We start from the raw sequence: 20,878 nt of genomic DNA on the forward strand, positions 1-20,878 counted from the left end.
GGCCGGCACGAGTTCGTGTGACCCACCTGAGCGGTACGGCGGGATGAATCAGAGCAACCGGCGCAACAGGGCCATGGGCGCGGGCGGCTGACTCCGCGTCCGCGCGTCGCCCAGCGGCGTCGCGTCCGACGGTCCGGAGGGGGTCTTCGGCGACGCGGTCTCCGCATCGCGCAGGGCGTCCGGGTCGCGCGTGAGCAGCAGGTGGCACCGAGCCCAGGCAAGGTGCTCCCCGCGTGGCCAGTCGAGCGCACGCAGGGCCGCCGATGCGGCGGGCACCGGCTCGCCGTCGACGCGCACCTCGGCGATCTCGTCGTTGGCGCGCCCGCCGAAGAACAAGCGCACTCCGTGCAGCACGCGCTCGTCCAGATGCGGCAGTACCTCCACGGCCAGCGCGGGCAGCAGGTGGTTGCCCTCCACCCAGGCACTGAGCGGCTCGCTGCGGAACCCGAAGACGGCCGCCGGCCCTTGCACCGAGTACCAGCCGGGCACCCCCGCGGGCGCGCCGGGCGGGAAGACGTCCCCGTGCACGCCGCGCCGCTCCAGCAGCTCGACGACCGCCGCCGCGGTCGTGGTGCGCCACATCCGCACCCCGTTCTCGAGCCGCTGCTCCTCGGTGCGGCCCAGCCCGCTCACGCAGTCCCAGACGACCGGCCCCTCGCCGTCGCCCAGCCGCAGCGCGTAGCCGAGGTCGAGATGCGGCACGGCCCCGGCGTCCGCACCCGGGTCGCGGTGCTCACGCACGGCCACGGCCGTGCTCCCCGGGCCGTGCACGACCTGCTCGTCGACGTGGAACCGACGTCCGAGCGCGGCCATCTCCCGCACCACGCTGCGCCGTATCACGTCCAGCCGCTGCTCGGCTCGCAACCTGCCGCCCCTCGTGAAGCCCCTGTGAAGCCGCGCCGAGCGTACCGCGAGCAGCTGTTCACGACTCCTGCGGGACGCAGGGTTCTTCGCCGGGACGGGCCCGGCCGCTCACACGCCGCGCTGCGCCAGCGCCGCGGCGCCCATCGCCAGACCTTCGGCCGCCGTCACCGCCGGCAGCGTGTTGATGCGGAACACGTCGCCCCAGGCCAGGGCCACCTCCATGATCGGCGCGAAGCTCTCGGCCTGGAACACGACCACGACCGCCGGACTCTCACCGCCGAGCCAGTACTCGCCCTCCGCGGAGAACCCCGCGGGGTACTGCCACTCAGCCCTGCGCGCCAGCGCGCCGTCCCGCTGCTCCCGGGTGAGCCCGGGCTGCCACTCGAACGTCATCACGTACAGCACGATGCCTCCCTCGGACGAGGGACGAGGGGATGCCTGCACCGTCCACGCTAGGAGCGCCGCACGCACCCCGCACTCCGGGAGGCGGAACAGCCCCGGCTCCCTCCCGCATGCCCGGCTGGGGCGAGCTGCGTAGCGTGGAAATGCCCGGCGTTCTCGTCACAGGCAGAGGGGCGTGCCATGGATGTCATTCTCGTCCCGGCGGGCGGTGGCGAGGTGCTGGCCGAGTCGACCGGGATGCGCATTCTGGAGGACGGCTCCCACACCGGGCACCGGGTGGGGGTCATGGTGGACCGTCTGCCCCCCAACAGCGGCGGGCCGCCCCAGCACATCCACCGTCGGCACTCCGAGACGTTCTACGTCCTGTCCGGCACGATGCGCTTCACATCGGCCGGCGAGCACGTCGACGTGGCCGCCGGAGGCGTGGTGACCGCGCCGATCGGCGTTCCGCACACCTTCTCGAACCCGGACCCCGCCGAGTGGGCGTCCTTCAGCTGCACGGTGGCTCCGGACCTCTACATCGGCTACTTCCGCGACCTGTCCGCCCTGATCGCGCAGTACGGAAGCCCGGACGAGGTGGAGGAGAGCGCCATTCTCCAGGTGATGGCCCGCTACTCGACCGAGCCGTACCTGCCGCCGGGGTCGTGAGCGACCACCATCCGGCTCGGGGCGCGCGCACCAGGGTGCCGGGCCCCTGGAACGCGAAAGGCCCAGGCCGGGGAGAACGTCCCTGACCTGGGCCTTCGGCGTACGAGCGGGCGACGGGAATCGAACCCGCGTAGCTAGTTTGGAAGACTAGGGCTCTACCATTGAGCTACGCCCGCGGGGCTTGCGCCGTGGATCAGGGTAGCGGACGCGGGCGGGCGGATGCACACCACTTGACCTGCGCGGCGTCGAAGTCGAATTCGCTCGGGTGGCGACCCTGCAGCATGTACGCTACGTCTCGCGAGACGAACGGGGTGTGGCGCAGTTTGGTAGCGCGTCCGCTTTGGGAGCGGAAGGTCGTCGGTTCGAATCCGGTCACCCCGACTGCGCAGGGCATGTGAACGTGCGAAAGCACCCATGCTGAGCTGCGAAAACAGCTGCCCGGGCCGTGGGGGCGAAGGCTGATTGTGGTACCGGTAGGATGGGTCGCTGGTGGCGTCTGCGCACCGCGGCGATGGTCGCGGGTGTGTGGGGTCCACCGACACAGCCCGGCGGGCGATTAGTCAACAGGACGCATCACCCGTCTCGCCGCGTGCCCGAAGACCGGGCCGTGGCGGACACACCGACCGTAAAGCCCCCAAGGAGACCCAACCGTGAAGAGCGCCGTGGAGACTCTGAACCCGACCAGGGTTCGACTCACCGTCGAGGTGCCCTTCGAGGAGCTCAAGCCCAGCCTCGACGCGGCGTACAAGAAGATCAACCAGCAGGTCACGGTTCCGGGTTTCCGTAAGGGCAAGATCCCGGCTCGCGTCATCGACCAGCGTTTCGGCCGCGGTGCCGTGCTGGAGGAGGCCGTCAACGACGCGCTGCCGAAGTTCTACGGCCAGGCGGTCGAGGAGGGCAAGATCGACGTCCTCGGCCAGCCGGAGATCACCGAGATCGAGGGTGTCGAGAAGCTCGCCGACGGCGGCGACCTGAAGTTCACCGCCGAGGTGGACATCCGTCCCGAGATCACCCTGCCCGACTTCGGCACCATCGAGGTCGAGGTCGACCCGATCGAGGTCACCGACGAGGACATCGACAAGAGCCTGGAGCAGCTGCGCGAGCGCTTCTCCTCGGTCAAGGCCGTCGAGCGCGCCGCCGCCGAGGGCGACGTCGTGGTCGTGGACCTCGAGGCCAAGGTCGACGGTGAGGTCCCCGAGGACGGCACCGCCACCGGCGTGACCTACGAGATCGGCTCCGGCCGCCTGCTGGACGGCATCGACGACGCGGTCATCGGCCTGGAGGCCGGCGGCTCCGCGACCTTCACCACCGAGCTCAAGGGCGGTTCCGCCGCGGGCAAGGACTCCGAGGTCACCGTCACCGTCACGGCCGTGCAGGAGAAGGAGCTCCCGGAGCTGGACGACGAGTTCGCCCAGATGGCCAGCGAGTTCGACACCCTGGACGAGCTGAAGGACGACTCCCGCAAGCGGCTCGCCCGCATGAAGGAGTTCGACCAGGCCACCCAGGCCCAGGAGCGCGTCCTCGACAAGCTGCTCGAGCTCGTCGAGATGCCGTACCCGGAGAAGCTCCTCGCGGACGAGATCGAGACCCGCAAGCACAACCTGGAGCACCACCAGCTGCCCCAGATGGGCATCGACATGGACGCCTGGCTGAAGCTCCAGGAGAAGTCCGCCGAGGACTTCCAGGCCGAGCTCGAGGACCAGGCGAAGAAGGGCATCAAGACCCAGTTCGTCCTGGACGCCATCGCGGCCAAGGAGGAGCTCGGTGTCAGCCAGGAGGAGCTCACCGAGCACCTGCTGCGCCGTGCCGCCGGCTCCGGCATGACGCCGGACCAGTTCGCCCAGCAGGTCGTCCAGGGTGGCCAGGTGCCGCTGCTCGTCGGTGAGGTCGTCCGCGGAAAGGCCCTGGCGTCCGTCGTCGAGGCCGCCAAGGTCGTCGACACCGAGGGCAACCCGGTCGACTTCGCGGACGACGAGGACGAGGACGCCGAGGTGTCCGAGGCCGCCCCGACCGTCGAGGTCGAGGCTGCGGCCGAGGAGACCGAGGAGGCCTGAGCCTCAGCAGTCTGAAACAGCAGGGCCCGGACCGCGTCACGCGGTCCGGGCCCTGCGCCGTTCCGGTGTTCCCCTGTTCGCGCAGAGCACGACACGTGACGCTCAAAGCGAACAGGTCGGTTTTGAGGGATGGCCGGACCAGCACTGCGCGTTAGGGTCGGTGGAAACGCTGTGACGGCGGCCCTCGACGACCAGCCGTCGTGTCAACAACGAGCAGGTGGATACGTGACGATTCCGCAGATCTCCATGCCCGGGCTTGTGACCCCGCGTGCCGCCGGTGACATCGGCGGTGGCGGTCTGGGAGACCAGGTCTACAACCGTCTGCTCAACGAGCGCATCATCTTCCTCGGCCAGCAGGTCGACGACGACATCGCCAACAAGATCACCGCGCAGCTGCTGCTGCTGGCCGCGGACCCGGAAAAGGACATCTTCCTTTACATCAACTCCCCGGGCGGCTCGGTGACGGCCGGCATGGCGATCTACGACACCATGCAGTACATCAAGAACGACGTGGTCACCATCGCGATGGGCATGGCCGCCTCGATGGGCCAGTTCCTCCTGACGGCCGGCGCCAAGGGCAAGCGCTTCGCGCTGCCGAACGCCGAGATCCTGATGCACCAGCCCTCGGCCGGTCTCGGCGGCTCGGCGACCGACATCCGCATCCAGGCCCAGCAGCTGGTCCGGATGAAGCACCGGATGGCCGAACTCATCGCCGAGCACAGCGGTCAGACGGTGGACCAGATCACCAAGGACTCCGACCGCGACCGTTGGTTCACCCCGGTCGAGGCCAAGGAGTACGGCCTGATCGACCAGATCATGCACAGTGCCTCGGACGTCCCCGGTGGCGGCGGCACGGGCGCCTGAGCCCTCGGCAGCCCCGGCACCACCACCAGTCGCCACCCAGTCGACCATCGTCCCGGAGGACGGAAGAACCCGATGAACATCCCCAGCCTGTCCGCCGCGCAGTCGCGCGTCGACAACATGATCGCCGAGGGCCGGTACATCCTGCCCAGCTTCGTCGAGCGCACCTCGCAGGGTTACCGCGAGTACAACCCCTACGCCAAGCTCTTCGAGGAGCGCGTCATCTTCCTGGGCACCCAGGTCGACGACGCCTCGGCCAACGACATCATGGCCCAGCTGCTGTGCCTGGAGTCGATGGACCCGGACCGGGACATCTCCATGTACATCAACTCGCCCGGCGGCTCGTTCACCGCGCTGACGGCGATCTACGACACCATGCAGTACGTCAAGCCCGACATCCAGACGGTCTGCATGGGCCAGGCGGCCTCCGCAGCGGCCGTGCTGCTGGCGGCAGGCACGCCGGGCAAGCGCATGGCGCTGCCCAACGCCCGCGTGCTGATCCACCAGCCGTACACCGAGACCGGCCGCGGCCAGGTCTCCGACCTGGAGATCCAGGCCGCCGAGATCCAGCGCATGCGCGAGCTGCTGGAGGTGCTGCTCTCCAAGCACTCGAACAAGAGCCAGCAGGAGATCTCCGAGGACATCGAGCGCGACAAGATCCTCACCGCCGAGGAGTCCCTGCAGTACGGCTTCATCGACCAGATCATCTCCACCCGCAAGACCGAGGCGGTCTGATCCCGACCGCCCTGCGCGTCGAGTGATGCTCCGGGCGCGGTCCGTGACCGCGCCCGGACTCGTCCGGCCCGGCCGAACGCCGGCTGAGACCAGCACCACGCAGCCAGACCGCCCCCCGCTCTTGGAGCCCGGGGCGACGCCTGGCACCATCGTCAGTACCGACATCCTGATCCGGCCGATTCGTTTATTCGCCCAGGGCGGAAGTGGGAAGCCGTCGAACACGGCGAATCGCGGCTCCTGACGGAGTACCGTCGGATACCAAGCACCAGGCTCCGCCCCTTGAGGAGCCTTTGGCGAAGGGGAAGCACCTCGTGGCACGCATCGGTGACGGTGGCGACCTGCTCAAGTGCTCGTTCTGTGGCAAGAGCCAGAAGCAGGTGAAGAAGCTCATTGCCGGGCCAGGCGTGTACATCTGCGACGAGTGCATCGACCTGTGCAACGAAATCATCGAGGAAGAGCTCGCGGAGACCTCGGAGGTGCGCTTCGAGGAGTTGCCGAAGCCCCGCGAGATCTACGAGTTCCTCGACGGTTACGTCGTCGGCCAGGAGGTCGCCAAGAAGGCCCTCTCCGTCGCCGTCTACAACCACTACAAGCGCGTGCAGGCGGGCGAGAACGGCAAGCACGGCCGCGACGACGGCATCGAGCTGGCCAAGTCCAACATCCTGCTGCTGGGCCCCACCGGCTCCGGCAAGACGCTGCTGGCGCAGACCCTGGCCCGGATGCTGAACGTGCCGTTCGCGATCGCGGACGCCACGGCGCTGACGGAGGCCGGCTACGTCGGCGAGGACGTCGAGAACATCCTGCTCAAGCTGATCCAGGCGGCCGACTACGACGTCAAGAAGGCCGAGACCGGGATCATCTACATCGACGAGATCGACAAGGTCGCCCGCAAGAGCGAGAACCCGTCGATCACGCGTGACGTCTCCGGCGAGGGTGTGCAGCAGGCGCTGCTGAAGATCCTCGAGGGGACGACGGCCTCGGTGCCGCCGCAGGGCGGGCGCAAGCACCCGCACCAGGAGTTCATCCAGATCGACACCACGAACGTGCTGTTCATCGTGGGTGGCGCCTTCTCCGGTCTGGAGCGCATCATCGAGGGCCGCGCGGGCAAGAAGGGCATCGGCTTCGGCGCCCCGATCCGCTCCAAGCACGAGATCGACTCCAGCGACATGTTCCGTGAGGTCATGCCGGAGGACCTGGTCAAGTTCGGCATGATCCCCGAGTTCATCGGCCGTCTGCCGGTGATCACCTCGGTGCACAACCTGGACCGGGACGCGCTGCTGCAGATCCTCACCGAGCCGAAGAACGCGCTGGTCAAGCAGTACCGGCGGCTCTTCGAGCTGGACGGCGTGGAGCTGGAGTTCACCACCGAGGCGCTGGAGGCCATCGCCGACCAGGCGATCAAGCGCTCCACCGGCGCCCGCGGTCTGCGCGCGATCATGGAGGAGGTGCTGATGTCCGTGATGTACGAGGTCCCCTCGCGCAAGGACGTCGCCCGCGTGGTCGTCGACGAGGACGTGGTCCTCAAGCACGTGAACCCGACGCTGGTCCCGCGCGACCTGCGCGCCCAGCGCGAGCGCCGCGAGAAGAGCGCGTAAGGAACGAACCGAAAGGGGTCCGGGGCTTCGCCCCGGACCCCTTTTGCGTCACTGCTTGGTCACCGGCACCGAGTTGATCACGACGGTGTCGTTCGGCTTGCCGTCGCCCTGGCCGTTGGAGTTGTCACTCCCGTCCTGGGCGATGTGGTTCAGGATGTCCAGGCCCGAGGTGATGGTGCCGAACGGCGTGTAGTTCGGCGACAGCTGGCTGTCCTTGTAGACCAGGAAGAACTGCGAACCGTTGGTGTTGGGGCCGGAGTTGGCCATCGCCAGGGTCCCGGCAGGGTAGGTGCCGCCCTGGATCGCCGCGTCGTTCAGGTTCTCGTCGGCGAACTTGTAGCCCGGGCCGCCGGTGCCGGTGGCCGTCGGGTCACCGCACTGCAGCACGTAGATGCCGGCGGTGGTGAGCCGGTGGCAGTGGGTGTGGTCGAAGAAGCCCTGCTGGGCCAGGAAGACGAAGCTGTTCACCGTCTTCGGCGCGTGCGCGGCGTCCAGCTTCAGGCCGACGTCGCCGCAGGATGTCTTCAGCGTGGCGGTGTAGTTCGCCTTGGTGTCGATGCTCATGGCGGGCGGCTGCGACCACTGCTTGGTGGTCGGGCTGCCCGAGACGACGTTCCCGCAGAAGGCCGTGCTGGAGGCCGCCGTGCTCGACGACTTGGACGAGCCGCCCAGCGTCGCCCACAGGATGCCGCCCACGACCAGCAGCAGCACCAGCACCGCCGCGCCGATGCCCAGCGTCCTGCGCTTGCGTGCCTTGGCCTGCTCCTGGGCGCGCAGCGCCTCGATCCGCGCCCGCCGCATGGCGCCCGGGTCCTCGCTCACCGTTCGCTCCTTCTGACTCTCGTGCCCCGTTGCCTACCTGTCGGTACACAAGTGTGACCGGTGCGGGCGACGGGGCACGAACGGGGCGCGCGTACGGTGGCGTCGGTGCGGTTACTTCTTGACCTCGGCGACCTGCCGGAAGGCCAGAGTCATGGCGGCGGTGCCGCTCAGGTCCGAGGAGCCGGCACGGGAGTAGTCCATGATCGAGCCGAAGCCGCTGTTGTCGGCCCAGACGCAGACGGGCAGGTTCTTGCCGAGCGAGTCCAGGTGGACCTGGGCGCACTGCATGCTGCCGCCCTGGGGTCCGGCCGCCTCGTTCGTCTGGTCGCTGACCGACACGCCCTGGTCGCCGCCCATGCCCTTCCAGAAGTCGCTGATCCCGAACTGGGCGCCGAGCGTGCTGCCGTAGCCGCCCATGAAGAGGAAGGACGGGCTGCTGCTCGTCGCGGAGCTTCCGTAGATCGCGACGGTGGGCGTCAGGTGGGCCGTGGTGGCCAGGGTCTGCGCGCTGCTCTGCACGGCGGCGAGGTTGGGGTTGGCGTCCTGGCGTGCGTAGGACTGGAACGAGGCCGGCGGGACCAGCTTGTTCGCCCCGACGGACTTGGCCACGTCCATGGCCAGGTACACGACCACGCCACCGCCGACCAGCACCACGGCGGCCAGAATCAGCAGCACGTTGCGCAGCGTGTGCGACCGCTTGGGCGGTACGGGGGAGTAGCCCCAGGCGGCGGCGCCCTGGTCGTATCCCGGCGGCGGGTACGCCTGCTGGTATCCCTGCTGCTCGGAACCCTGCTGCTCGTAACCCGGCTGCTGGTAGGGGGACTGCTGGTACGGCGGCTGGGAGCCCGGCGCCGGGTAGCCCTGCGGATACTCGGGCTGGGGATAGCCGCCCGGAGGCGGATTGGTCGACATGGTCGATTATCAGACCAGCGTGGCCGGTCCCTGTCCATCGCCTTATCGTCCCGGACCGTGCGGGGCCGTTGTTCACGGAGCGAATGCGTTCGTGACCATGGACACCCGCCCTCTAAACTTGCCGTCGTGACCGAAATGAACCAGCACCCCGCCGACGCCGGGGTCGACAGCGCCCTCGAGACATTGCCGACGCAGTACACGCCGGCTGAGGTAGAGGGGCCGCTGTACGAGCGCTGGGTGGAGCGCGGTTACTTCGCGGCGGACGACAAGAGCGAGAAGCCGCCGTACACCATCGTCATCCCGCCGCCGAACGTCACCGGCTCGCTGCACCTGGGCCACGCCTTCGAGCACACCATCATCGACTCGCTGACGCGCCGCAAGCGTATGCAGGGCTACGAGGTCCTGTGGCAGCCCGGCATGGACCACGCCGGCATCGCGACGCAGAACGTCGTCGAGCGGGAGCTCGCCAAGGAGGGCAAGTCCCGCCACGACCTGGGCCGCGAGGCCTTCGTCGAGCGCGTCTGGCAGTGGAAGGCCGAGTCCGGCGGCCAGATCAGCGGTCAGATGCGCCGCCTGGGCGACGGTGTGGACTGGTCGCGTGAGCGCTTCACCATGGACGAGGGCCTGTCCCAGGCCGTCCAGACCATCTTCAAGCGCCTCTACGACGACGAGCTGATCTACCGCGCCGAGCGCATCATCAACTGGTGCCCGCGCTGTCTCACCGCGATCTCCGACATCGAGGTCGAGTACCAGGACGACGAGGGCGAGCTGGTCTCGATCCGCTACGGCGAGGGCGAGAACTCCATCGTCGTCGCGACCACGCGTGCCGAGACGATGCTGGGCGACACCGCGGTCGCCGTCCACCCGGACGACGAGCGCTACAGGCACATGGTCGGCACCGAGATCGAGCTGCCGCTGACGGGCCGTCGGATCCCGATCGTCGCCGACGCGCACGTCGACCCGGAGTTCGGCACCGGCGCCGTCAAGGTGACGCCCGCTCACGACCCCAACGACTTCGAGATCGGCCAGCGGCACGACCTGCCGGCCGTCACCGTCCTGGACGAGCACGGCGTCATCACCGCGCACGGCCCGTTCCTCGGCCTGGACCGCTTCGAGGCCCGCTCGGCGATCGTCGCCGCGCTGCGCGCCGACGGCCGGATCGTCGCCGAGAAGCGCCCGTACGTCCACAGCGTCGGTCACTGCTCGCGCTGCAAGACCACCATCGAGCCGCGGCTGTCCATGCAGTGGTGGGTCAAGGTCGCCCCGCTGGCCAAGGCGGCCGGCGACGCCGTCCGCGACGGCAGCGTCAAGATCCACCCCGAGGAGATGGAGCCCCGCTACTTCGCCTGGGTCGACAACCTGCGCGACTGGTGCATCTCGCGCCAGCTGTGGTGGGGCCACCGGATCCCGGTCTGGTACGGCCCGAACGGCGAGATCGTCTGCGTCGGCCCCGACGAGGAGCCGCCGACGGGCGAGGGCTGGCACCAGGACACCGACGTCCTCGACACCTGGTTCTCCTCCGGCCTGTGGCCCTTCTCCACGCTGGGCTGGCCCGAGCAGACCCCGTCGCTGGAGAAGTTCTTCCCGACGTCCGTGCTGGTCACCGGCTACGACATCCTCTTCTTCTGGGTCGCCCGGATGATGATGTTCGGCCTGTACGCGATGGACGGCACCCCGCCGTTCCACACCATCGCCCTGCACGGCATGGTCCGCGACCAGTTCGGCAAGAAGATGTCGAAGTCCTTCGGCAACGCGGTCAACCCGCTGGACTGGATGGACGCCTACGGCGCGGACGCGCTCCGCTTCACGCTCGCCCGCGGCGCCAACCCCGGCACGGACGTGCCGATCGGCGAGGACTGGGTCCAGGGCTCGCGCAACTTCTGCAACAAGATCTGGAATGCGACCCGCTTCGCGCTGATGAACGGCGCGACGGTGGAGGGCCCGCTGCCCGCCGCGGAGCAGCTGAGCGCGGCGGACCGCTGGATCCTGTCCCGGCTCAACAGCACCGTCGCGGAGGTGGACGCCCTCTACGACGACTACCAGTTCGCCAAGCTGACGGACGCCCTGTTCCACTTCGCCTGGGACGAGGTCTTCGACTGGTACGTCGAGCTGACCAAGTCCACGCTGGCCGAGGGCGGCCCCGCCGCGGACGTCACCCGACGGGTCCTCGGCGAGGTCCTCGACGTGACGCTGCGTCTGCTGCACCCGATCACGCCGTTCGTGACGGAGACCCTGTGGACCACGCTGACGGGCGGCGAGTCCGTCGTCATCGCCGAGTGGCCCGCCGACAGCGGCTTCCGTGACGCCGCGGCGGAGCGGGAGATCGAGCTGCTGCAGCAGGTCATCACCGAGGTCCGCCGCTTCCGCAGCGACCAGGGCCTCAAGCCCGGTCAGAAGGTCGCGGCGCAGCTCTCCCTGGAGGGCACGTCGCTGGGCGCCCACGAGGGCGCGCTCCGGTCCCTGGCCCGCCTCACCCCGGCGGAGGAGGGCTTCCACGCGACGGCCACCCTCCCGATCGCGGGCGCGACGGTCGCCCTGGACCTCTCCGGCGCGATCGACGTCGAGGCGGAGCGCAAGCGCCTGAGCAAGGACCTGGCGGCGGCGGAGAAGGAGCTGGCGCAGGCCGAGGCCAAGCTCGGCAACGAGGCGTTCGTGGCCAAGGCCGCCCCGGCCGCGGTCGACAAGATCCGCGGCCGCCTCGCCAAGGCGACCGAGGACATCGAGCGCCTGACCGCCCAGCTGGAGGCCCTCCCGAAGGGCTAGTTGCACCTGCCCAGGGGCGCGGGGAACTGCGCGAGCAAACCACCCAGTCGGGATGGCCCTGCTCGCTCAGCGACACACCACCTCGGTGGCTTGTCGCGGAGTTCCCGGCGCCCCTTGGCGTTTGCCGGGTGCTGCGGGAGCGTAGGCATCCCTTCTCGCGCCCGCGCGGCGGAGCACCGGATCAGCAGAGCCCCGCGCCCCTGAATCGTGCAACTACCTGCGGGAGCGCCGGCTCGCAACATCCGTACACTTGCGCCGTGAGCGACACTGAGCTGACCGCGGTAGCCGCGGAACTGGCCGCCAAGTGGCCGGAGACGAAGATCGATCCCTCTCTGGAGCGGATCAGGGCGCTGATGGACATCCTGGGCCAGCCCCAGCGGTCCTATCCCTCCATCCACATCACCGGCACCAACGGCAAGACCAGTACGGCTCGCATGATCGAGCAGCTGCTGCGCACCTTCGAGCTGCGCACCGGCCGCTACACCAGCCCGCACGTCGAGTCGATCACCGAGCGCATCAGCCTCGACGGGGAGCCGATCAGCCCCGAGCTGTTCGTGCAGACGTACGAGGACATCAAGCCGTACGTCGCCATGGTCGACGCCCAGCAGCCGGTCCCCATGTCCTTCTTCGAGGTGGTCACCTCGATGGCGTACGCCTGCTTCGCCGACGCGCCCGTCGACGTCGCGGTCGTGGAGGTCGGGATAGGGGGCACCTGGGACGCGACCAACGTCATCGACGCGGTCGTCTCCGTGATCACCCCGATCTCGCTGGACCACATGGACCGCCTCGGCGACACGCACGCCGCGATCGCGGGGGAGAAGTCCGGGATCATCAAGAAGGGCGGGCTCGCCGTCGTCTCCCAGCAGCCGCTGGACGCCGCCGAGGTGATCCTGCGCCGCGCGGTCGAGATCGACGCGACGGTCGCCCGCGAGGGCCTGGAGTTCGGCGTGCTGCGGCGCGACCTCGCCGTCGGCGGCCAGATGATCACCCTGCGGGGGATCGGCGGCCACGAGTACGAGGACATCTTCATCCCGCTGCACGGCGCCCACCAGGCGCAGAACGCGTCGCTCGCGCTGGCCGCGGTCGAGGGCTTCTTCGGCGTCGGCGCCGCGCACCAGGAGCCGCTGGATATCGACAAGGTCCGCGCGGCGTTCGCCGGCGTCAGCTCGCCGGGCCGGCTGGAGGTCGTCCGGCGCAGCCCGACCATCGTCCTGGACGCCGCCCACAACCCGGGCGGGGCGCAGGTGACCGCGGAGGCGATCGGCGAGTCCTTCGGCTTCACCCGCCTGGTCGGCGTCTTCTCGCCGAGCGGCGACAAGGACGTCCTCGGCGTCCTCGAGGCCCTGGAGCCGGTCCTCGCGGAGATCGTGGTCACCCAGAACAGCACGCAGCGTGCGCTGGACGTCGACCGGCTGGCCGAACTCGCGGTCGAGGTCTTCGGCGCGGACCGCGTCCACGTCGAACCCCGCCTCGACGACGCGATCGACGCCGCGGTCACCCTCGCCGAGGAGGAGGGCGACCTCGGCGGCGCGGGCGTGCTGGTCACGGGCTCCATCATCACCATCGGCGAGGCGCGGATCCTGCTGGGCAGGAAATAGGACGCAGCCTGCTGGGCAGGAAACAGGACGCAGCCTGCTGGGCAAGCGCTGAGCGGACACTCTGAGCCGACAGGGGGGCGCGGGAAGCCGTGCGACCCGTGCCCCTTAAGCTTGCTCTCGTGCGTACCCTCTGCTCCTCCACACTGATCAGCGAAGCGATGGTCATCGGCTTCGCCGCGCTCGTCGCGATGCGGCTCTCGCATGTCTCGTCGGCGACGCTGTGGTCGGTGTCGGGTGCGGCGATGGTGCTGTGCGTGCTCCTGTGCGGGGTGCTGAACCGCCGCGGTGCCGTCACCATCGGGTGGGCGCTGCAGATCGCGCTCATCGCCAGTGGCGCGATCGTCGGCATGATGTACGGCCTCGGCGTGATCTTCGCCGGTCTGTGGTGGGCGTCCGTCCACTACGGCCGGAAGATCGACGTCATCAAGGCGGCCCGGGCAGCGGAACCTGCCGCCGCCGCACAGGCGTAGCACAGCCCCCCGGCGGGTGAATCCAATAGGGCTCCCGCTGCAAAGGATGAGACACCACTCCGGTAGTCTCGTGTCGATCATCACATCACGAAACTCCGGGAGCCGTCCCATGTCCTCGACGTCCCAGCGCACGCTGATCCTGCTCAAGCCCGACGCCGTGGCCCGGGGCCTGATCGGCGAGATCGTCTCCCGCATCGAGCGCAAGGCGAACTGGCGCATCGCGGCCATGGAGCTGCGCACCCTGGACAGCGCGACGCTGGAGCAGCACTACGCCGAGCACGTGGGCAAGCCGTTCTACGAGCCGCTGATGGGCTTCATGTCCTCCGGTCCCTCCGTTGCCATGATCGTCGAGGGTGAGAGCGTCATCGAGGGGATCCGTCTCCTCGCCGGCAAGACCAACCCGCTCGAGGCCGGCCCCGGCACCATTCGTGGCGATTTCGCCACGATCACCCGGGAGAACCTGATCCACGCCTCCGACTCCGAGGAGTCCGCGGCGCGCGAGATCAAGATTTTCTTCCCCGGTCACGCCTGACGCACCCGGCGCACACCTTTCTCACGGAATTTCCACGGTCCGTACCCGGACCGTGGAGAACCGAACGCCGACACACGGCGTCCCAATGGCGGGATATCCGATCGTCTGCACGGACAATGGCGATAAAGATCCCGTCGCTACCATGGTGACTGCCCGACGGCAGCCTCGTTCATGGTCGTTCATGGTCAGCAACTGACGGCCAGTGAGTCGGCGTAACGCCCGCATTCCGCTGCCGTCGCCCCCCAAACCGCGAGCCCGGGAAGGCCCCCACCCCATGGCGAACAACATGTCGTTCATCGGCCGTGACATGGCTGTGGACCTCGGTACAGCCAACACGCTGGTGTACGTCAGGGGCCGAGGGATCGTCCTCAACGAACCGTCAGTGGTGGCCGTCAACACGAACACCGGCGGAATTCTCGCGGTCGGCGCCGAGGCCAAGAAGATGATCGGGCGCACGCCCGGCAACATCGTGGCCATCCGCCCGCTGAAGGACGGCGTCATCGCCGACTTCGAGATCACCGAGCGGATGCTCCGCTACTTCATCCTGAAGATCCACCGCCGTCGTTACCTGGCCCGGCCGCGCGTCGTGGTCTGCGTGCCCAGCGGCATCACCGGCGTCGAGCGCCGTGCCGTGATCGAGGCGTCGGCGCAGGCCGGCGCGCGCCAGGTGCACATCATCGAGGAGCCGATGGCGGCGGCGATCGGCGCGGGCCTGCCGGTCCACGAGGCCACCGGCAACATGGTCGTCGACATCGGCGGCGGCACCACCGAGGTGGCCGTCATCTCCCTCGGCGGCATCGTCACCGCGCAGTCCATCCGGGTGGCCGGCGACGAGTTGGACAACGCGATCATCCAGCACATCAAGAAGGAGTACTCGCTCCTCCTCGGTGAGCGCTCCGCCGAGCAGATCAAGATGACCATCGGCTCCGCCTACCCCGTCGAGGGGGACAACGAGGAGCACAGCGAGATCCGCGGCCGCGACCTGGTCAGCGGGCTCCCCAAGACGGTCGTCATCTCCGCCGCCGAGGTGCGCGAGGCGATCGAGGAGCCGGTCAACACCATCATCGACGCCGTCAAGACCACGCTGGACCAGTGCCCGCCGGAACTCGCCGGTGACATCATGGACCGCGGCATCGTTCTCACGGGTGGCGGCGCGCTGCTGCGCAGCCTCGACGAGCGGCTGCGCCGCGAGACGGGCATGCCGGTGCACATCGCCGAGAACCCGCTGGACTCCGTGGCGCTCGGCTCCGGCAAGTGCGTCGAGGAGTTCGAGGCGCTCCAGCAGGTCCTCGACGCCCAGCCGCGCCGCTGATCCCCCAGCACAGCCAATCCGCTCATGTTCTGTCGTTGATAATCCCGCGGTACGACTTGAAGGGCTCCGCCGAGAATCGTGAGGGACACACGAGAGAGCCGACTCCTGCTGATCCTGCTGGTGGCGGTCGCGTTCGCGTTGATCACCGTGGACATCCACGGGGGTGACGACTCGCCGCTGAACGGCCCGCGCTCCGCCGCCGCCTCGCTCTTCGGGCCGGTGGAGAGCGGGGTCTCGCGGGTGGTCAGCCCGGTCGCGGACGGTCTGCACTCGCTGCGGGACTCCGGCAGCCAGGCCGACCGGATCCGGGCGCTGGAGCAGCAGAACGAGCTGCTGCGTCAGCAGCTGTCCTCCAACGACCTGGTGAAGTCCCGCGACGGCCAGCTGAGCAAGCTGCTCGGTCTCGCGGGGGCCGGTCAGTACACCATCAAGGTGGCGCAGGTGGTGGCCATAGGGTCCAGCCAGAACTTCTCCTGGACCGTCACCATCGACATCGGCAGCAACGACGGCATCCAGCGCGACATGACCGTCATCAACGGCGACGGTCTGGTCGGGCGGGTCACCACCGTCGCCCCGACCACCTCCACCGTGCTGCTCGCGGTCGACCCGCGGTTCACCGTCGGCGCCCGGCTGGAGACCAGCGGCGAGGTCGGCTTCGGCACCGGCGAGGGCGACGCCCCCATGCGGGTGGAGCTGCTCAACGGGCACGCCAACGCGAAGGTCGGGGACCGGCTGGTCACCTTCGGCTCGGAGAGCGACAAGCCGTTCGTGCCGGGCGTCCCGTTCGGCACGATCACCCAGATCGTCAACACCCCCGGCGAGCTGACCAAGACGGTGCTGGTCCAGCCCTTCGTCAGCTTCACCAAGCTGGACCTGGTCGGCGTCGTGGTGCAGCCGCCGGCGACGGACCCGCGCTTCGCGGTGCTGCCGCCCAAGCCCGCCGCGCCCGCCCCCGCACCGTCGAGCATGCCCAGCCCCTCGGCCTCGGCGTCCGCCACGCCGTCCGGCGCCGCGACGAAGAAGAGGTGACGGCATGATCCAGCGCTTCCTGCTCTCCGCGGGGCTCATCGTGGGCGCGATGGTGGTCCAGGTCAGCATCCTGGCCCGGCTCGGCCTGCCCGGCGCGGTCCCGGACCTGCTGCTGCTCGTCGTGATCGGCCTCGCGCTGGTCTACGGGCACGTCACCGGGTGCCTGATCGGCTTCTTCGGCGGCCTCTTCATCGACCTCGCGCCGCCGTCCGACCACGCGGTCGGCCGGTACGCGCTGGTGCTGTGCGTCGTCGGCTATGTGGCCGGCCTGCTCAAGCCGGAGACGGGGCACCTGCGTTCGGTGCTGACGCCGCTGATGGTCGTCGCCGGCGCAGCCGTCGGCTCCACGCTGCTCTACGCCGGCGTCGGCGCGCTGGTCGGCGACACCGCCGCTCGGCACGTCGGGCTGACCGGGCTGCTGGTCTCGTCTCTCATCTACGACGTGCTGCTCGCGCCGTTCGTCGTGCCCGGCGTCATGGCGCTGGCCCGACGCACCGTCACCGACCCGGCCGCCGGCGGCGCCGGGCAGGGGCCCGCGCCCAAGCCGCGCCGGATCGGTCTGAACCGCCGCGGCACCTTCTTCGCCGACCGGGGCACCCGCACCGGCGGTACGGCCGGTCTCGGCACCGTTCCGGGCTTCGGTCCGGGCTCCGGCGCCTCCACCAAGCCGAGCCGGAGCGGCAAACTCAGCCGCCTCGCCGGCAAGTCCCTCAAGAACTGACGCCGCGCGAGCGGCTGTACTCGACCCAGCGGAAGCCAGGAGGGGAAACCCGTGGGCAACATCCCGGAGACGGGCCGCACCCGGAAGATCACCGGCCGGCTGCTGGTGCTCCAGGTACTGGTCCTCTCCCTGCTCGGCACGCTCGGCGGCCGGCTCTGGTACCTGCAGATCCGCAACGGGGCCTCCTACGAGCAGCAGGCCTCGTCCAACCACATCCGCACGGTGGTCGTCCCGGCTGTGCGCGGTGAGATCCTCGACGCCAACGGCGTGCCGCTGGCCACCAACACCACCAAGCTGGTCGTCTCCGTCTCCCGCACCTCGTTGATAGGGCAGAAGGACGGCGGCGTGGCCGTACTGACCCGGCTCGGGCAGGTGCTCGGCATGAGTCCGCAGCAGGTGGAGGACAAGGTCCGGCTCTGCGACGCCAAGACACCGGCGCCGTGCTGGAACGGCTCGCCCTACCAGCCGATCCCGGTGACCCAGACCGCCACCACCCAGCAGGCCATGCAGATCATGGAGCGCCAGGAGGACTTCCCCGGCGTCACCGCCACCCCGGCCGCCGTGCGCACCTACCCGGCGCCCGACAAGGCCAACGCGGCGCAGATACTGGGTTATCTCTCCCCGGTCACCCAGGACGAGATCAACGCCGCGACCGACTCCAGCGGCAAGTCCTCGCTGTCGCCCTCCGACCAGGTCGGGCGGGCCGGACTGGAGTTCCAGTACGACAAGTACCTGCGCGGCTCCAACGGCACCAGCAACCTCGAGGTCGACAACCTCGGCCGGGTCATCGGCACCGCCGGCGGTGACGCCGCGGTCCCCGGCGACTCGGTGGTGACCAGCCTCGACGCGCGTATCCAGGCCATCTCCGAGCAGCAGCTCCAGCAGGCGATGGTCACCCTGCGCAAGACCTGGGACCCGGTCACCCACGAGAACTTCAAGGCCGACTCGGGCGCCGTCGTCGTCATGAACGTGCACACGGGCGCGATCATCGCCATGGCCAGCGCCCCGACCTACGACCCGAACATCTGGTCCGGCGGCATCTCGGCGAAGGACTACGCGGCGCTGAACAGCACGTCGTCCGACTACCCGATGCTGAACCGGGCGATCCAGGGCCAGAGCGCCCCGGGTTCGACCTTCAAGGTGGTCAGCACCACCGGCGCCCTCAACGCCGGCTACGGCTTCGACTCGACATTCCCCTGCACCTCGTCGATGACCATCGGCGGCCGCGTGTTCAAGAACTTCGAGGGTGAGAACTTCGGCGCCATCAACCTGTCGAAGGCCCTCGAGGTCTCCTGCGACACCGTCTTCTACAACATCGCCTACCAGCAGTGGATGAAGGACGGCGGCACCAAGCCGAAGAACCCGAAGGACTGGCTGTACAAGACGGCCCACCAGTTCGGCCTCGGCGCCCTCACCGGCGTCGACCTGCCGGGCGAGGTCAAGGGCCGGGTGCCGGACCGTCAGTGGCACGTGGACTACTACAACGCCATGAAGGACATCTGGTGCCGGCAGGCCAAGACGGAGACCGACGCCTACCTCAAGGCCATCGCCACCGAGGACTGCGCGGACTTCGCCACGCTGCGAGCCGGTGACGAGGTCAACTACGCGATCGGCCAGGGTGACACGCTGGTCACCCCGATCCAGATGGCCCGGATCTACTCGGCTCTGGCCAACGGCGGCACGCTCTACCAGCCCGAGCTGGCCAAGGCGATCGTCAGCCCCGGCGGCAAGTCGGTCCAGATGGTCAAGCCGGTCGTCCAGGGCCGCCTGCCGGACACCCCGAAGATGATCAACTACATCGACCAGGCCACCGCCAACGTCGTCACCAGCGGTACCGCCGCCTGGAAGTTCCAGGGCTGGCCGCAGGACAAGATCCAGCTGCACGCCAAGACCGGTACCGCCGAGGTCGTCGGCAAGCAGACCACGTCGTGGTTCGACACGTACACCAAGGACTACGCGATCGTGATGACGATCTCCCAGGGTGGTACGGGTTCCGGTGGCTCCGGTCCGGCCGTGCGCAACATCTACAACGCGCTCTACGGCATCCAGGCGAACAACTCGATCGACCCGAGCAAGGCGATCCACCCGCCGGCGGAGAACCAGCTGCCCAACTTCCACGCGGACGGCACGGTCACCAGCCCGGTCGACTACACCGTGCAGCTGCCGCCGCTGGCCTCCACGCCGGACCGCCAGGCCCCGGTGCTGCCCGCGTTCGACATCGTCGCCCTCGCGCCCGAGAGGAGGGCCGACACGTGATCGAGCGAAGCGACATCACCAAGAGGAGGTGTGCTGCCCGCGAGGCGGCCGCCGAGCGAAGCGAGGGGGACGCATGAGCGGCCTGACGAGTCCGAGCTGGTCCACCCCCCGGTACAAGCCGCGTCGGGACGGGATGGCACGGCTGCTGGAGCGGGACTCCCCGTTCCGGCGGATGGACTGGATCCTGGTGCTGGCCGCGCTCGCGCTCTCCGGCATCGGCTCGCTGCTGGTGTGGTCCGCGACCCGCTCGCGGGTCGAGATCAACCACGGCGACCCGCAGTACTTCCTGGTCCGGCACCTGGTGAACCTCGCCATCGGGATCGGTCTGTGCACGGGCGTGGTGCTGCTCGGTCACCACCGGCTGCGCACCGCCGTGCCGTTCATCTACGGCCTGTCGATCCTCGGCGTCCTCGCCGTGCTGAGCCCGCTCGGCTCGACGGTCAACGGCGCGCACTCGTGGATCGTCCTGGGCGGCGGCTTCTCCATGCAGCCCTCGGAGTTCTGCAAGATCTCCATCATCCTGATCTGCGCGACGATACTGTCCGCCCGCGTCGACGCGGGGGAGATGCAGCGGCCCAACACCCGCTCCATCCTCCAGGCGCTGGGCCTGGCGGCGGTGCCGATAAGCATCGTGCTGATGATGCCGGACCTGGGCTCGACCATGGTCATGGTCGTCATCATCCTCGGCCTGCTGCTCAGCTCCGGGGCCTCCGGGCGCTGGCTCGCCGGCCTCACCGTGGTCGGCGCGATGGGCGCCACGGCCGTGGTCCAGCTGCACATCCTGAAGCAGTACCAGATCGCCCGGTTCGCGGCCTTCGCCGACCCGACGCTCGACCCGGCCGGCGTCGGCTACAACACCGCGCAGGCCCGCATCGCCATCGGCTCCGGCGGCCTGCTGGGCAAGGGCCTCTTCCACGGCACGCAGACCACCGGACAGTTCGTCCCCGAGCAGCAGACGGACTTCGTCTTCACCGTCGCGGGTGAGGAGCTCGGCTTCGTCGGCGGCATGGTCATCATCGGCCTGCTCGGAGTCATCCTCTGGCGCGCATGCCGGATCGCCCGCGAGGCGACGGACCTCTACAGCACGATCCTGGCCGCGGGCGTGGTGACCTGGTTCGCCTTCCAGGGCTTCGAGAACATCGGCATGACGCTGGGCATCATGCCGGTGGCCGGCATCCCGCTGCCGTTCGTCAGCTACGGCGGGTCGTCGATGTTCGCGATCTGGATCGGCATCGGGTTGCTGCAGTCGGTCAAGATGCAACGGTCGATAGCGGGCTGACGCCTCTCGTGCGCGGAACCCTCCG

At 69.2% G+C, this 20,878-nt stretch carries 18 protein-coding genes and 2 tRNA genes; 15 read left to right on the forward strand and 5 right to left on the reverse strand.

The genetic code is table 11. The features are described 5' to 3' along the window. Positions 1 to 48: 48 nt before the first annotated feature. Positions 49 to 864 carry a DUF6348 family protein gene (locus tag TR49_RS31495; protein ID WP_042387614.1) on the reverse strand — a complete coding sequence of 272 codons (816 nt, stop codon included), beginning with the start codon at positions 862 to 864 and terminating at the stop codon, positions 49 to 51. A gap of 108 nt (positions 865 to 972) precedes the next feature. Next, the gene (locus TR49_RS31500; protein ID WP_042387617.1) at positions 973 to 1,269 is read right to left on the reverse strand and encodes a DUF3303 domain-containing protein; all 297 of its coding nucleotides are present in this window, start codon (positions 1,267 to 1,269) and stop codon (positions 973 to 975) included. Between the two features lie 177 nt (positions 1,270 to 1,446). On the opposite strand from TR49_RS31500, the gene TR49_RS31505 reads away from it, so the two are divergent. After that, positions 1,447 to 1,914 (forward strand): cupin domain-containing protein, encoded by a 468-nt coding sequence (locus TR49_RS31505; protein ID WP_042387620.1) that lies wholly within the window; start codon positions 1,447 to 1,449, stop codon positions 1,912 to 1,914. 105 nt (positions 1,915 to 2,019) lie between these two features. Here TR49_RS31505 and TR49_RS31510 read toward each other — a convergent pair. Further along, a tRNA-Gly gene (locus TR49_RS31510) sits at positions 2,020 to 2,090 on the reverse strand. Between the two features lie 131 nt (positions 2,091 to 2,221). On the opposite strand from TR49_RS31510, the gene TR49_RS31515 reads away from it, so the two are divergent. From TR49_RS31515 to clpX, 5 genes are all read left to right on the forward strand, one after another. Further along, a tRNA-Pro gene (locus TR49_RS31515) sits at positions 2,222 to 2,295 on the forward strand. 269 nt (positions 2,296 to 2,564) lie between these two features. Beyond that, on the forward strand, positions 2,565 to 3,968 hold the full coding sequence (gene tig / locus TR49_RS31520) for a trigger factor (RefSeq protein ID WP_042387624.1): 1,404 nt from the start codon (positions 2,565 to 2,567) through the stop codon (positions 3,966 to 3,968). A gap of 246 nt (positions 3,969 to 4,214) precedes the next feature. Continuing rightward, entirely contained in the window at positions 4,215 to 4,832 is a 618-nt protein-coding gene (locus TR49_RS31525; RefSeq protein WP_042370496.1) for an ATP-dependent Clp protease proteolytic subunit, read from the forward strand. A 72-nt stretch (positions 4,833 to 4,904) separates the two neighbouring features. Then, complete coding sequence (locus TR49_RS31530; protein ID WP_152627549.1) at positions 4,905 to 5,564, forward strand: ATP-dependent Clp protease proteolytic subunit; 660 nt, start codon at positions 4,905 to 4,907, stop codon at positions 5,562 to 5,564. 311 nt (positions 5,565 to 5,875) lie between these two features. Next, positions 5,876 to 7,159, forward strand: coding sequence for an ATP-dependent Clp protease ATP-binding subunit ClpX (clpX, locus tag TR49_RS31535; protein WP_042387684.1), 1,284 nt, complete (start codon positions 5,876 to 5,878; stop codon positions 7,157 to 7,159). 48 nt (positions 7,160 to 7,207) lie between these two features. Here the strand turns inward: clpX and TR49_RS31540 are convergent, their stop codons facing one another. Together TR49_RS31540 and TR49_RS31545 are read right to left on the reverse strand one after the other, a co-directional pair. Further along, positions 7,208 to 7,960: a peptidylprolyl isomerase gene (locus TR49_RS31540; protein ID WP_042387686.1), complete on the reverse strand. Its 753-nt coding sequence runs from the start codon at positions 7,958 to 7,960 to the stop codon at positions 7,208 to 7,210. Positions 7,961 to 8,092: 132 nt separating this feature from the next. Then, positions 8,093 to 8,893 (reverse strand): hypothetical protein, encoded by an 801-nt coding sequence (locus TR49_RS31545; protein WP_042387627.1) that lies wholly within the window; start codon positions 8,891 to 8,893, stop codon positions 8,093 to 8,095. Between the two features lie 135 nt (positions 8,894 to 9,028). Here TR49_RS31545 and TR49_RS31550 point away from each other — a divergent pair, with 135 nt between their 5' ends. The 9 genes from TR49_RS31550 (at position 9,029) to rodA (ending at position 20,853) form a co-directional block, all read left to right on the forward strand. Next, positions 9,029 to 11,656 carry a valine--tRNA ligase gene (locus TR49_RS31550; protein ID WP_042387629.1) on the forward strand — a complete coding sequence of 876 codons (2,628 nt, stop codon included), beginning with the start codon at positions 9,029 to 9,031 and terminating at the stop codon, positions 11,654 to 11,656. A 257-nt stretch (positions 11,657 to 11,913) separates the two neighbouring features. Further along, positions 11,914 to 13,254 (forward strand): bifunctional tetrahydrofolate synthase/dihydrofolate synthase, encoded by a 1,341-nt coding sequence (folC, locus tag TR49_RS31555; protein WP_152627550.1) that lies wholly within the window; start codon positions 11,914 to 11,916, stop codon positions 13,252 to 13,254. Between the two features lie 119 nt (positions 13,255 to 13,373). Beyond that, on the forward strand, positions 13,374 to 13,724 hold the full coding sequence (locus TR49_RS31560; RefSeq protein WP_042387631.1) for a DUF4233 domain-containing protein: 351 nt from the start codon (positions 13,374 to 13,376) through the stop codon (positions 13,722 to 13,724). A gap of 109 nt (positions 13,725 to 13,833) precedes the next feature. Beyond that, complete coding sequence (gene ndk, locus TR49_RS31565; RefSeq protein WP_042387634.1) at positions 13,834 to 14,256, forward strand: nucleoside-diphosphate kinase; 423 nt, start codon at positions 13,834 to 13,836, stop codon at positions 14,254 to 14,256. Between the two features lie 286 nt (positions 14,257 to 14,542). Further along, a complete protein-coding gene (locus tag TR49_RS31570) occupies positions 14,543 to 15,568 on the forward strand; it encodes a rod shape-determining protein (protein WP_042370503.1) in 1,026 nt (341 codons plus the stop codon). 78 nt (positions 15,569 to 15,646) lie between these two features. After that, entirely contained in the window at positions 15,647 to 16,597 is a 951-nt protein-coding gene (gene mreC, locus TR49_RS31575) for a rod shape-determining protein MreC (RefSeq protein WP_042387637.1), read from the forward strand. A 4-nt stretch (positions 16,598 to 16,601) separates the two neighbouring features. Further along, complete coding sequence (gene mreD / locus TR49_RS31580) at positions 16,602 to 17,318, forward strand: rod shape-determining protein MreD (RefSeq protein WP_042387640.1); 717 nt, start codon at positions 16,602 to 16,604, stop codon at positions 17,316 to 17,318. 51 nt (positions 17,319 to 17,369) lie between these two features. After that, positions 17,370 to 19,574 carry a penicillin-binding protein 2 gene (gene mrdA / locus TR49_RS31585; RefSeq protein ID WP_063770222.1) on the forward strand — a complete coding sequence of 735 codons (2,205 nt, stop codon included), beginning with the start codon at positions 17,370 to 17,372 and terminating at the stop codon, positions 19,572 to 19,574. 73 nt (positions 19,575 to 19,647) lie between these two features. Then, the gene (rodA, locus tag TR49_RS31590) at positions 19,648 to 20,853 is read left to right on the forward strand and encodes a rod shape-determining protein RodA (RefSeq protein WP_042387643.1); all 1,206 of its coding nucleotides are present in this window, start codon (positions 19,648 to 19,650) and stop codon (positions 20,851 to 20,853) included. Positions 20,854 to 20,878: the final 25 nt, after the last annotated feature.

Origin of the sequence: Streptacidiphilus melanogenes (assembly GCF_000787835.1) — a bacterium.
Lineage (GTDB): Bacteria > Actinomycetota > Actinomycetes > Streptomycetales > Streptomycetaceae > Streptacidiphilus > Streptacidiphilus melanogenes.